Source organism: Bacillus sp. P4_E1 (assembly GCF_056401715.1).
Genome location: NZ_JBFUIV010000019.1, coordinates 94,185 through 106,188, shown reverse-complemented (window position 1 = coordinate 106,188; position 12,004 = coordinate 94,185). Strand labels below are relative to the sequence as shown.

14 protein-coding genes are annotated in these 12,004 nt (G+C 37.0%); 9 read left to right on the top strand and 5 right to left on the bottom strand.

Annotation, left to right across the window (positions count from 1 at the left end):
- A partial coding sequence (locus AC1DS7_RS22745) for a collagen-like repeat preface domain-containing protein (protein ID WP_476999232.1) occupies window positions 1-895 on the bottom strand: 895 nt, incomplete at its 3' end.
- 117 nt (window positions 896-1,012) lie between these two features.
- On the bottom strand, window positions 1,013-1,975 hold the full coding sequence (locus AC1DS7_RS22740) for a tyrosine-type recombinase/integrase (protein WP_476999231.1): 963 nt from the start codon (window positions 1,973-1,975) through the stop codon (window positions 1,013-1,015).
- 113 nt (window positions 1,976-2,088) lie between these two features.
- On the opposite strand from AC1DS7_RS22740, the gene spoVK reads away from it, so the two are divergent.
- Window positions 2,089-3,045, top strand: a complete 957-nt coding sequence (gene spoVK, locus AC1DS7_RS22735) for a stage V sporulation protein K (RefSeq protein ID WP_002014481.1) — start codon at window positions 2,089-2,091, stop codon at window positions 3,043-3,045.
- 31 nt (window positions 3,046-3,076) lie between these two features.
- On the opposite strand, the gene AC1DS7_RS22730 is transcribed toward spoVK, so the two are convergent.
- Both AC1DS7_RS22730 and AC1DS7_RS22725 read right to left on the bottom strand, forming a co-directional pair.
- The gene (locus tag AC1DS7_RS22730; protein ID WP_242248032.1) at window positions 3,077-3,214 is read right to left on the bottom strand and encodes a hypothetical protein; all 138 of its coding nucleotides are present in this window, start codon (window positions 3,212-3,214) and stop codon (window positions 3,077-3,079) included.
- 99 nt (window positions 3,215-3,313) lie between these two features.
- Window positions 3,314-3,937 (bottom strand): trimeric intracellular cation channel family protein, encoded by a 624-nt coding sequence (locus AC1DS7_RS22725; protein WP_002014478.1) that lies wholly within the window; start codon window positions 3,935-3,937, stop codon window positions 3,314-3,316.
- A 92-nt stretch (window positions 3,938-4,029) separates the two neighbouring features.
- Here AC1DS7_RS22725 and hflX point away from each other — a divergent pair, with 92 nt between their 5' ends.
- The 7 genes from hflX to AC1DS7_RS22690 all read left to right on the top strand — a co-directional run bounded on the left by hflX (window position 4,030) and on the right by AC1DS7_RS22690 (window position 10,467).
- Window positions 4,030-5,301 carry a GTPase HflX gene (hflX, locus tag AC1DS7_RS22720; RefSeq protein ID WP_002069969.1) on the top strand — a complete coding sequence of 424 codons (1,272 nt, stop codon included), beginning with the start codon at window positions 4,030-4,032 and terminating at the stop codon, window positions 5,299-5,301.
- Window positions 5,294-6,565, top strand: coding sequence for a methionine gamma-lyase family protein (locus AC1DS7_RS22715; RefSeq protein ID WP_016100807.1), 1,272 nt, complete (start codon window positions 5,294-5,296; stop codon window positions 6,563-6,565). Before hflX ends, AC1DS7_RS22715 begins: the two co-directional genes overlap by 8 nt.
- 174 nt (window positions 6,566-6,739) lie before the next feature.
- Complete coding sequence (gene glnR / locus AC1DS7_RS22710; protein ID WP_002014475.1) at window positions 6,740-7,129, top strand: transcriptional repressor GlnR; 390 nt, start codon at window positions 6,740-6,742, stop codon at window positions 7,127-7,129.
- Window positions 7,130-7,177: 48 nt separating this feature from the next.
- Entirely contained in the window at window positions 7,178-8,512 is a 1,335-nt protein-coding gene (gene glnA / locus AC1DS7_RS22705) for a type I glutamate--ammonia ligase (RefSeq protein WP_002014472.1), read from the top strand.
- A 292-nt stretch (window positions 8,513-8,804) separates the two neighbouring features.
- Window positions 8,805-9,128, top strand: coding sequence for a PadR family transcriptional regulator (locus tag AC1DS7_RS22700; protein WP_002185126.1), 324 nt, complete (start codon window positions 8,805-8,807; stop codon window positions 9,126-9,128).
- Window positions 9,121-9,663 carry a DUF1700 domain-containing protein gene (locus AC1DS7_RS22695; RefSeq protein ID WP_016100808.1) on the top strand — a complete coding sequence of 181 codons (543 nt, stop codon included), beginning with the start codon at window positions 9,121-9,123 and terminating at the stop codon, window positions 9,661-9,663. The genes AC1DS7_RS22700 and AC1DS7_RS22695 overlap by 8 nt, the downstream gene beginning before the upstream one ends.
- The gene (locus tag AC1DS7_RS22690) at window positions 9,664-10,467 is read left to right on the top strand and encodes a DUF4097 family beta strand repeat-containing protein (protein WP_002033476.1); all 804 of its coding nucleotides are present in this window, start codon (window positions 9,664-9,666) and stop codon (window positions 10,465-10,467) included. It begins immediately after the preceding gene.
- Between the two features lie 103 nt (window positions 10,468-10,570).
- On the opposite strand, the gene lexA is transcribed toward AC1DS7_RS22690, so the two are convergent.
- On the bottom strand, window positions 10,571-11,185 hold the full coding sequence (gene lexA / locus AC1DS7_RS22685; RefSeq protein ID WP_002087894.1) for a transcriptional repressor LexA: 615 nt from the start codon (window positions 11,183-11,185) through the stop codon (window positions 10,571-10,573).
- Between the two features lie 141 nt (window positions 11,186-11,326).
- Here lexA and AC1DS7_RS22680 point away from each other — a divergent pair, with 141 nt between their 5' ends.
- Window positions 11,327-11,983: a YneB family resolvase-like protein gene (locus AC1DS7_RS22680; protein WP_476999230.1), complete on the top strand. Its 657-nt coding sequence runs from the start codon at window positions 11,327-11,329 to the stop codon at window positions 11,981-11,983.
- The last annotated feature ends 21 nt before the right edge of the window (window positions 11,984-12,004 follow it).

Sequence of the window (12,004 nt, the reverse complement as noted above, 5' to 3'; positions counted from 1 at the left end):
CTCTAGGACCAGTGGAACCAGTAGCGCCCGTGTTACCTCTAGGACCAGTGGAACCAGTAGCGCCCGTGTTACCTCTAGGACCAGTGGAACCAGTAGCGCCCGTGTTACCTCTAAGACCGGTCGCACCAGTAGCGCCCGTGTTACCTCTAAGACCGGTCGCACCAGTAGCGCCCGTGTTACCTCTAGGACCAGTGGCACCAGTCACGCCCGTGTTACCTCTAGGACCAGTGGAACCAGTAGCGCCCGTGTTACCTCTAGGACCAGTGGCACCAGTCACGCCCGTGTTACCTCTAGGACCAGTGGAACCAGTAGCGCCCGTGTTACCTCTAGGACCAGTGGCACCAGTCACGCCTGTGTTACCTCTAGGTCCGGTAGCACCAGTAGCGCCCGTGTTACCTCTAGGTCCAGTAGGTCCAGTAGGTCCTCTGCCGAACGAAGCTGAATTAACTAGAGTAGTTTGTAACTCTGCAATTAATTTAAGGAGTTCTTGGAGTGTACAAGGATCAATTCGGAATAACTTTGTAATGTAAAGTAAATAATTAATTAAAATTTGAAGTTCAACAAATACAGCACTTGCTACGAAGGTTGGATTTTTTAATATAGTTATTAAGTTTTTAATGATGGCTAATCCTTGTGCTTTCAGAGCGGAGGTAGTGTCTAGTGAACAGATGAATTTGCTTAGTAGGTGCAATGTATCTATTAGATTCTCAATGTTTTTGGGAGATGGATTGGCGAAAAGTTTAGGGATTATTTTTATTAAATCGTTAATGATTGCACGGAATGTTCTAATTTGCGCTTTAGTAATTGGAATCGTTGGGGTAGTTGGAATTCGTCCAGCGCTAGTTGGAAAGCATGGATTGGAGTATTTATTTTGATTGTCGTTAAAGCGAGACATTAAATCTCTCCTTTCTAATAAGAATGTGAACGAAACTCATCATAGTAGATGCAGAGAGTAGTTAAATGGTCATAGTGAAATGGATTCTTTCGAGAAAAAAATAAAAAAAACGCCTTATTATAGGGCGTTTTTTTTATTTTCAGCATATTGATAATATCGCTTTAGTGAAATTTTTGATTTGAAGCCAACTAATTTTATGATTTCTGGCTCTGGGGTTTGTTTTTTTATTAGGCGTAAAATAAACGTGTTCCGGAAATGTTGTCCAGAAATGCCTTTACGTAAATTCGCTCTTGCTACTTCAAGTCGGATCATTTTTTGGATAGCGATTTCTGTTAGTGCTTTTGGTGCATTGTTTTCGTATACCCATCTGTATGTTCCGCGGTTAAAATCGAATGCAACAAACAACGGGTCATTACTATGGTATTTAGGACGAACTGGTTCTGGAATACTTTTATAATATGTGTACAGTTGTTTTTTGTCTTCGATTGCTAATGTGATTGTTCTTTCTACTCCTGCGGTTGCTGGAATAGAAAGTGTATTAGTTTCAAAATGAACGTGATGCATAGTTAATGCTGTAAGCTCTTGTAAGGATAGTCCGTAGTCGATTAATATACTTAAAATGGCGATATTACGATCCATTAATAATGGACGAACGGGACGCTGTTTTTCTGAAAGTCCTTCTAATGAAGTGACTATATGCTTTAATCTTTTTTCTTCATCGGATGAAATGAAATCTTCATTACGCAATGCACGGTTTGGTTGAATAGTAATTTCCATATCATTCAATGGATTTGGAATGTTAAGAAAATGATGYATTCTATTTAATACAATAAATACACGATGCATTGTTTTCTCAGAGTAGTGTCGATTCTTTTTTAAGTCTGAAAAGTAATCTTCATAGTCTTTTGTACAAAGTGTTGCCCATATATTACTGGAAGGGAGCTTTTTGTTTTTTTCTAACCAATGTCCAAAATCTTCAATGTCATAAACGTAACGTTTAATGGTTGAAGACTTTCGGCCTTTATTCAATAAAAAAATAGAAAAGGCTTGTATTGTATCATGGAATTCCGTTGTTTCCATAGTCCCACCACCTTGATTATTTCTTATATTATAGCAAACTTTTCTGAAAATAGGCATTTGCAAGAGGGACTGGAATAATAATATTTGGTGAGTGGATAAAATGAGGTGATTGTATGGAACAATCGATGCGTAAGAAAAATAACAATCAAATTAATATTGTATTAAACCATCGAAAGAAAATTTCGTTACCGGCATCAGAAAATAAAACGGTAATTTCAAGTGAAACCACTACTAAACATGAGATGTTGCAGAGAATTGAAGAAGAGATGGGAAAGCTTGTTGGGATGGATGAAATAAAAAAGATAATAAAAGAAATTTATGCTTGGATTTATGTAAATAAAAAAAGACAAGAGATGGGGTTGAAATCTGAGAAGCAAGTGCTTCACATGTTATTTAGGGGGAATCCCGGTACTGGGAAGACAACCGTTGCTAGAATGATAGGGAAATTGTTGTTTGAGATGAATATTTTATCGAAGGGGCATTTAGTTGAAGCAGAACGTGCTGATCTTGTGGGGGAGTATATCGGTCATACAGCGCAAAAGACGAGAGATTTAATAAAAAAGGCCATGGGAGGTATTTTGTTTATTGATGAGGCGTATTCTTTAGCGCGGGGGGGAGAGAAGGATTTTGGGAAGGAAGCTATTGATACACTTGTGAAGCATATGGAAGATAAGCAGCACGGTTTTGTATTAATTTTAGCTGGATATTCAAGAGAGATGAATCATTTTCTTTCATTAAATCCAGGGTTACAATCTCGTTTTCCATTTATTATTGAATTTGCGGATTACTCGGTAAATCAGCTGTTGGAAATTGGAAAGAGAATGTATGAGGAGCGTGAATATCAGTTATCTAAAGAAGCGGAGTGGAAATTTCGAGATCATTTACATGCGGTAAAGTATTCGTCGCAAATTACATCGTTTAGTAATGGGCGATACGTACGGAATATTGTTGAAAAATCGATTCGTACACAAGCTATGCGATTGTTACAAGAGGATACGTATGATAAATATGATTTAATTGGGATATCAAGTATGGATTTAATGCTTGAAGAGGAGACGCACAGTACGTAAACTGTGCGTCTGTTTTTATGCATAAGTTCGTTTACTCTTTTTTTGCTTTTTCTTGGTGAGTTTTATGAAGACGTTCCATTTTAGCGCTCTTTTCGTGCGCTGAATTTGGATCATGTCCAAATTGGTTTACTGAGCTTTTTTGAACTCCTTTATTAACATGGTTTGTCATTTGCATTCACCTCGCTTTAAAAATTAGTATAAACATTATGTAAAGAAAAACTCGTTAGAAAAGAAAAACCTCTTTACGATATGTAAAGAGGTTAGATTGCTATTTATGCATTGAGCGCTCCTTTGTATCGATGCGTCTATGCGGTAAATGCCATTTGTAATGAATAGAAACCATGCGGAAGCAAACAATTAAAATGAATAAGGTGTATAGAGCCCAATCGCTAACGATGACTTTAGCGCCAATCAAAAAACCGGCTAAAATCGTCCAAAACGCATATACATCAGCTCGAAGGACGAGAGGTTTTCTACGTGCTAAAAGATCACGAATAATACCGCCGCCAATGCCAGTTAAAACAGCAGCTACAATTGTAGCGCTAATTGGTAAATTTAATTTTTGGGCGTATAGAGCTCCTTGTACGGCGAACGCTGATAAGCCGATGGCATCTGTGATGTTTTCCCACTTTTTCCAATGTTTAATTAATTTATTAGGAAAAAGAAAAATGATCGTCATTGATAATAGTGCGATTTGGAATAACATGTCTTGTTGCCAAAACGCGACGATTGGATAACCGATTAATAAATTACGAAGGGCACCTCCCCCAAATGCGGTTGCCATTCCTAAAATATATACCCCGAAAATATCATAATCCTCTTCCATTGCAACAATGGCTCCGCTTAGTGCGAAAGCGATTGTGCCTATGATGCTAAAAATCTCCCATGCCATGAATTTTCTCCCCCGCTAACTAGATGAAATGTGCTTCCTCTGCTATTATATTAGAAGGTTTAAATTTCGAAAAGGATGAGTGAACATATTTGATGGAAGAAAAAGAAAAAATCATATTAGTTGGCTGTCAATTGCCACAAGATGATGATGAAAAATTTATGCATTCCATGAAAGAGCTTGCATCGCTAGCGAAAACTGCGCGAGCGGAAGTGTTAGTATCAACGACGCAAAAGCGCCCGAAGTTTCATCCGGCGACTTATATAGGAAAAGGTAAACTAGAAGAGCTTGCAGCGTTGACGGAAGAATTAGAACCAGCTGTTATTGTTTTTAATAATGAGTTAACACCAAGTCAAATTCGGAATTTATCTTCAGTATTAGATGCGAGAGTGATTGACCGAACGCAGTTAATACTAGATATTTTTGCGCAACGTGCGAAATCGAGAGAGGGTAAGCTTCAAGTAGAATTAGCTCAATTGCAATATACAATGCCGCGCCTTATGGGACAAGGTCTTGCTTTATCACGTCTTGGTGGTGGAATTGGTACAAGGGGACCAGGAGAGACGAAGCTTGAGACAGATCGTCGTCATATTCGATCTCGTATTGATGAAATAAAGAGACAACTAGCGGTTGTTGTGGAGCATCGAAAGAGATATCGTGAGAGAAGAAAAGATAATAAAGTGTTTCAAGTTGCGTTAATTGGGTATACAAATGCAGGAAAATCTACGTTGTTTAATAGATTAACGGAAGCTGATACGTTTGAAGAAAACTTATTGTTTGCAACGCTAGATCCGACGACAAGAAAGATGCCGTTACCTTCTGGTTATACAGTGCTTTTGACTGATACGGTTGGTTTTATACAAGATTTACCTACGTCACTAATTGCTGCTTTTCGATCTACGTTAGAAGAAGCTGGGGAAGCGGATGTTATTTTACATGTTGTTGATTCAGCAGATCCTAATTATGTAGGGCATGAGCAGACAGTAAAACAATTATTGTCGGACCTTGAAATTAATCGTATTCCTATTATTACGTTATATAATAAAAAAGATAAATTGCATCAAAACTTCATTCCATTTCCGAAAAGTGATTTCTTAATGACTAGTGCTTTTGAAGAAAGTGATTTATTGCGTATAAAAGAAGCGCTAGAAACGAAGATGAAGGAAGAAATGGATGATTATCAAGTGGAAATCCCTCCGAGTGAAGGTAGGTTATTAACGCTTTTAAAGACAGAAACAATATTAACTAAAATGGAGTTTCTAGAAGATAAATTTGTATATGATTGTACAGGGTATATATTTGCTCATTCATCGCTTAAGGGGCAATTAAAGAGATTTTTAGTGGAAGAAGGAGAAAATAATGTTTGATCGTTTGAAAAATGGAGAAAAAATTGCTCCAATCGTAAAAGAAGTAGAAAGTCAAATTATAGAAGTACATAAACATGTGGATGAAGTGATTGAGAGTAACCAATTTCGTGTATTAGAAAGTTTTCGTAAACACAAAATTAGCGATTCGCATTTTATTCCGACGACAGGTTATGGTTATGATGATATTGGTCGTGACACGTTAGAAAAAGTGTATGCTGATGTATTTGGGGCAGAAGCGGGTCTTGTTCGTCCGCAAATTATTTCAGGTACTCACGCAATTTCGACAGCTCTATTCGGTATTTTACGTCCAGGAGATGAACTGCTATACATAACAGGAAAACCATATGATACGTTAGAAGAAATCGTTGGTGTACGCGGAAAAGGTGTAGGCTCATTTAAAGAATATAATATTGGTTATAACGCAGTTCCGTTAACTGAAGAGGGATTTGTGGACTTTGAATATGTTGCAACTGCGATCCATAGTAATACGAAGATGATTGGTATTCAGCGTTCAAAAGGATATGCTACTCGTCCGTCGTTTACTGTTTCACAAATTAAAGAGATGATTGCGTTTGTGAAAGAGATTAAACCTGATGTTGTTGTATTTGTAGATAACTGCTATGGCGAATTTATTGAAGAAGAAGAGCCATGTCATGTTGGTGCGGACTTAATGGCAGGCTCTCTTATTAAGAATCCTGGCGGTGGAATTGTTAAAACTGGTGGTTACATTGTTGGTAAAGAGCAGTATGTTGAAGCGTGTGCATATCGTCTAACATCTCCAGGAATCGGTGCGGAAGCAGGGGCATCTTTATACAGTCTGCAAGAAATGTATCAAGGTTTCTTCTTAGCGCCGCATGTAGCGGGACAAGCGCTAAAAGGTGCGATTTTTACAGCTGCATTTTTAGAAAAGTTAGGGATGAATACATCACCAGCTTGGAATGCACCAAGAACAGATTTAATTCAGTCTGTTCAATTTGATGATAAAGATCGTATGATTGCGTTCTGTCAAGCGATTCAATATGCATCTCCAATTAATTCTCATTTCACTCCATATGCAAACTATATGCCGGGTTATGAAGATGATGTAATTATGGCTGCGGGGACGTTTATTCAAGGTGCAAGTATTGAGCTGTCGGCTGATGGTCCGATTCGTCCGCCTTATGTTGCTTACGTGCAAGGTGGGTTAACTTATTCGCATGTAAAGATTGCGATTTGTTCTGCGATTGATGCGTTAATTGAAAAAAAACTATTAACAATTTCTTAAAGGAAAGCTGTCGATTTCGGCAGCTTTTTTCGTGTGGAAGTAATGATTTGTGCCATTAGAAAAAAAATGAAAAAATTCACAAAAAAATCATGTAAGAAAAGCTAACATCTATTGACACTAAACATAACATGGTATAAAATGAGAAACAGTTAAGGCGAAGGAGGAACTGAAACAATGAAAGAAGATAGACGTTCTGCTCCGCTGTTTCCAATTGGTATTGTAATGGATTTAACACAATTATCTGCACGTCAAATTCGCTACTATGAAGAGCATAATCTTATTTTTCCAACCCGTACAAAAGGGAATCGTAGATTATTTTCATTTAACGATGTAGATAAATTGTTGGAAATTAAAGATTTGTTAGATCAAGGCTTAAATATGGCCGGAATTAAACAAGTATTGCAAATGAAAGAAAATCAAACAGAAGCAGTGAAAGTAAAAGAAGAAACGAAAGAAATTTCAAAATCCGAGCTTCGCAAAATTCTTCGAGATGAACTACAACATACAGGTAGATTTAATCGGACCTCATTGCGACAAGGTGACATTTCAAGGTTTTTTCACTAAAGATAACTGATTCTGAAGGTGTTTAGAGGGACTAAGGAGGAATTTATAATGGCTAGGTACACAAAAGAAGATATTTTCCGTTTGGCGAAAGAAGAGAATGTAAAGTATATCCGTCTGCAATTTACGGACCTTTTAGGGGTAATTAAAAACGTAGAAATTCCAGTGAGCCAATTAACAAAAGCTCTTGATAACAAAATGATGTTTGATGGATCTTCTATTGAAGGTTTCGTACGTATTGAAGAATCTGATATGTATTTATATCCGGATTTAGATACTTGGGTAATTTTCCCTTGGACAGCTGAAAAAGGTAAAGTAGCTCGTTTAATCTGTGATATTTACAATGCTGATGGTACTCCATTTGATGGTGACCCACGTAACAACTTAAAGCGTGTGTTAAAAGAAATGGAAGCATTAGGATTCTCAGATTTCAATCTTGGACCAGAGCCAGAATTCTTCCTATTTAAAGTTGATGAAAAAGGAAATCCAACATTAGAATTAAACGATAACGGTGGATACTTCGACCTTGCGCCGATGGATCTAGGGGAAAACTGTCGTCGTGATATCGTTCTTGAACTTGAAGAAATGGGCTTTGAAATTGAAGCATCTCACCATGAGGTTGCGCCAGGTCAACATGAAATTGACTTTAAATATGCAAATGCAATTCGCTCATGTGATGACATTCAAACATTCAAGCTTGTTGTAAGAACGATTGCTCGTAAACATGGTTTACACGCAACATTTATGCCGAAACCATTATACGGTGTGAACGGTTCAGGTATGCACTGTAACTTATCACTATTTAAAAATGGTGAGAACGTATTCTTCGATCAAAACGGTGATTTACAATTAAGTGATGATGCTCGTCACTTCATCGCAGGTATTTTAAAACATGCGCCAGCATTTACAGCGGTAGCAAACCCAACTGTAAACTCTTACAAGCGTTTAGTACCTGGATATGAAGCTCCATGTTACGTAGCATGGTCTGCACAAAACCGTAGTCCATTAGTGCGTATCCCTGCATCTCGTGGTATTAGTACACGCGTAGAAGTACGTAGTGTTGACCCAGCTGCGAACCCGTATTTAGTAATGGCTACATTATTAGCAGCAGGTCTTGATGGAATTAAAAATAAATTAACTCCACCAGCTGCAGTAGACCGTAACATCTACGTAATGACAAAAGAAGAGCGTGAAGAAGCAGGTATCGTTGACTTACCAGCAACATTAGCGCAAGCGTTAGTTACTTTACAATCTAATGAAATCGTATGTGGCGCATTAGGTGATCATTTACTTGAGCACTTCATTGAAGCAAAAGAAATTGAGTGGGATATTTTCCGCACGCAAGTTCACCAATGGGAACGCGATCAATATATGTCTCTATACTAAGAGAGAAAAAAGCCCTAATACTACGGTATTAGGGCTTTTTTTATTTGTGGCAAATATAAAGGCTTGTGAAATGAATTGGATGGGTGCCCGCAAAAAGTCATGTGGATTATTTAAAATGCGTGCTAGCTATGAATGAAAATGTGGAAGTTGAAATATGGTGTGGATGTATTTAATTCGAAAATTAAGTATTGAAAAATATAGTACCTTGCAATAAACAATACTAAGTGGTATATTATGGATAAAATAGCTACCGTTTATTGAACAGTACTAAAATGAGAAAGGGGGATTGTCCTTGAACGTTCAGTTTAAAAAAGGTGTGTTAGAACTATGTGTTTTGGCACTAGTGAAACGTAAAGATAGTTACGGTTATGAACTTGTTCAGCAAATCTCTAATAAATTTTTAATATCGGAAGGTTCTGTATATCCGTTATTACGTCGTTTAACGAAAGAGGGATATTTTCAAACGTATTTAAAAGAATCCACGGAAGGACCGCCCCGTAAATATTATCAACTAACAGAGCAAGGAGAGATGCAACTTACTTTATTAGTAACAGAGTGGCGTGATTTTGCTAAAGGTGTTCAAGAAATTATTGAAGGGGTGGAATGGGATGAGTAAAGAGCAGTTTCTTAAAGAATTATCAAGTCATCTTAGAAAGTTACCAGAAGAAGAGCGACAAGATATTTTATTTGATTATGAAGAGCACTTTCAGTTTGGGATGGAAGAGGGGAAAACTGGATCAGAAATAATAAAAGGACTTGGCTCTCCGAAAGTAATTGCGAAAGACTTACTTGCGATGTATCGATTTGATGAAATGAAAAAAGATCCGTCGACTTCAAATGTGACAAGAGCTGTCATGGCAGCGGTTGGACTTAGTTTGTTTAATTTTATTATTGTGTTAGGCCCGTTAGTTGCAATTATAGCTTTTATATTTTCCTTTTGGGTCGGTGGGATTGCTAGTGTAGTGACACCATTTTTCGTTATTGTAAAAGTATTTATGGGCACTTTCATATGGTTGGATCTTTTCGTTAGTATAACGTTTGTCGGAGTAGGTTTGTTGTTATGTATTGTAGCTTATTATAGTACGAAGTGGTTTAAAAGATTATGTGTACGCTATGTAGTCTGGAACTTCAAAATGATAAAAGGGGAGTAGATGATGAAAAAGATATTATTAGTAGCTATCGCTTGTATCATTATTGGAGTAATAGGGATTTCACAAACATATGAAAAAGCAGTACAAACTGCAGAGAAAGGAGATAAAGAGGACGTAATTAAAAACGAAACGCTAAAAAATGTAGAAGTTAAGTTAGATGCTGGAGATATTGTTGTCCAAAAATCTCCTGATTCCTCTTTTTATGTAAAGCAAAAAGGAGACGTAAGTAAACAGGAGATTCGTATTGCTGAAGATGGTGATACATTAAAAATCATAGGGGAAATAGAAAAAGGTGTTTCATTTGATTTTTCATTTTACAATTTCGGATTTCAAACGCCTACATTGACTATATTAGTACCTGAACGTTCTTATCAAGAGATAAAAGTAAATTCATCCGCTGGACAAATAGAAATAAGTAATGTGAAAAGTGACCGCGTAAGTGTTGAAACACTCGCCGGAGAAGTGGATTTGAAACATGTAACAGCAAAGAGTGTGGAGGGGTCTACAAAAGCTGGTGAGGTGAATTTTAAAAAAGTAATAGGGAAAGTAACAGCAAAAACGGCTAGTGGGGATATAGATATTATTGATCATGATTCTAAATATGATTTAGAGGTAAGTTCAACTGCTGGAGATGTAGATATTACTTTATTGGAAAAACCACGAGATGCAGTTATAACTGGGCAAACTGCTGCTGGAGACGTGACAATTTTTAATGAAGACAATAAAAATATAACGATTGGTAATGGTAGTAAAAAGATTAGCGGTAAAACCGCTGCTGGAGATGTTACTATTGAAACGCGTTAATAATTAATGAAACGCATTCTTTTGAATGAACGGAAATCTATCAAAATATAAAAAGAAGATAATTACCTATATAAATAAGGGAATTATCTTCTTTTTATTATTTTTAATGTAAATCACGATATACGCCAATTACTTTTCCAATAACTGACACTTGTTTTAAAATAATAGGTTCTAGTGAAGAGTTTTCCGGTTGTAGACGGAAATGATCTTTTTCTTTATAGAAACGTTTAACAGTTGCTTCGTTATCTTCTGTTAAAGCAACTACAATTTCACCGTTGTATGCAGACTGTTGTTGGCGAACAACAACTAAATCACCATCAAAGATACCGGCTTCAATCATGCTATCTCCAGAAATGCGTAACATAAACACTTGATCTGCTCCAGCAACGATACTAGCTGGAAGTGGGAAGTGATCTTCTACACTTTCGACTGCTGTAATCGGTAAACCGGCAGTAACTTTTCCGATGATTGGAACTTGAATAACAGATTGTGTTTCCGTTCGGTTGTCACCTAAAATTTCAATTGCGCGTGGTTTTGTTGGATCGCGTCGAATATATCCCTTTTCTTCTAGTCGTGATAAATGTCCGTGCACTGTAGAACTAGAAGCAAGGCCGACTGCTTGACCGATTTCACGTACGGAAGGTGGATATCCTTTTTCTTGTACTTTTAGCTTAATAAAGTCGAGAATGTCTTGCTGGCGTTTCGTTAACTTTTCCATGTTTTCTAACACCTCGTTTTCTTTCATTTTTCTTATTATTAAGTATAACATGCGAAAAAACATTCTACAAACATAAGTTCGAACGAAAGGCAAATTTATGATACACTATAAGGAAAATATAGTGAGAAAGAAGGGTTCAAAATGAATGCAATTATTTATGCACGTGTGAGCACAACAAAAGAAGCACAGGAAACATCATTATTGCGTCAAAAAGATGAATTATTGCATTTAGCTGAGCGCTATCAAATGGATGTTACAAAGGTAATTGAGGAGCAGGCTAGCGGTTATACAATTGAACGTGATGGCATATTAGAAGTGCTAGATACAATTCGAGATGAACAAGTTGATGTACTACTTATACAAGATGAAACGCGTCTTGGTAGAGGAAATGCAAAGATTGCGTTAATGCATTGTTTACATAAAGAGGGGATAAAAGTTTATACGCACACGCATAGTGGTGAATTACAGCTTTCAGATTCTGATTCGATGGTGCTAAATATAATTGGGATCGTTGAAGAGTATCAAAGAAAGATCCACAATTTAAAAATTAAACGTGGCATGCAAAGAGCAGTGGAGAAAGGATTTCGTCCAGAAAATAATTTGAAAAATCGTCATTTAAGCGTAGGACGTGAGAAAAAAGAAGTGCCAATTGAGGAAATTGTACGTTTGCGCCGGAATGAATTAACTTTTGAAGAAATTGCAGCAACACTTCGTGGTTTTGGTCATGATGTTTCAAAAGCAACTGTACATCGAAGGTATGTAGAATATACAAAGCAATTGCTTGATAAAGAGGAATAACTATTGTATGATAATAATCAG

Coding starts and splice junctions, on each gene's coding strand:
- AC1DS7_RS22715 (WP_016100807.1), top strand. CDS start 5,294: ATGTTTGATCGTTTGAAAAATGGAGAAAAAATTGCTCCAATCGTAAAA.
- lexA (WP_002087894.1), bottom strand. CDS start 11,185: ATGGAAAAGTTAACGAAACGCCAGCAAGACATTCTCGACTTTATTAAG.
- glnR (WP_002014475.1), top strand. CDS start 6,740: ATGAAAGAAGATAGACGTTCTGCTCCGCTGTTTCCAATTGGTATTGTA.
- hflX (WP_002069969.1), top strand. CDS start 4,030: ATGGAAGAAAAAGAAAAAATCATATTAGTTGGCTGTCAATTGCCACAA.
- glnA (WP_002014472.1), top strand. CDS start 7,178: ATGGCTAGGTACACAAAAGAAGATATTTTCCGTTTGGCGAAAGAAGAG.
- AC1DS7_RS22680 (WP_476999230.1), top strand. CDS start 11,327: ATGAATGCAATTATTTATGCACGTGTGAGCACAACAAAAGAAGCACAG.
- AC1DS7_RS22695 (WP_016100808.1), top strand. CDS start 9,121: ATGAGTAAAGAGCAGTTTCTTAAAGAATTATCAAGTCATCTTAGAAAG.
- spoVK (WP_002014481.1), top strand. CDS start 2,089: ATGGAACAATCGATGCGTAAGAAAAATAACAATCAAATTAATATTGTA.
- AC1DS7_RS22690 (WP_002033476.1), top strand. CDS start 9,664: ATGATGAAAAAGATATTATTAGTAGCTATCGCTTGTATCATTATTGGA.
- AC1DS7_RS22725 (WP_002014478.1), bottom strand. CDS start 3,937: ATGGCATGGGAGATTTTTAGCATCATAGGCACAATCGCTTTCGCACTA.
- AC1DS7_RS22730 (WP_242248032.1), bottom strand. CDS start 3,214: ATGACAAACCATGTTAATAAAGGAGTTCAAAAAAGCTCAGTAAACCAA.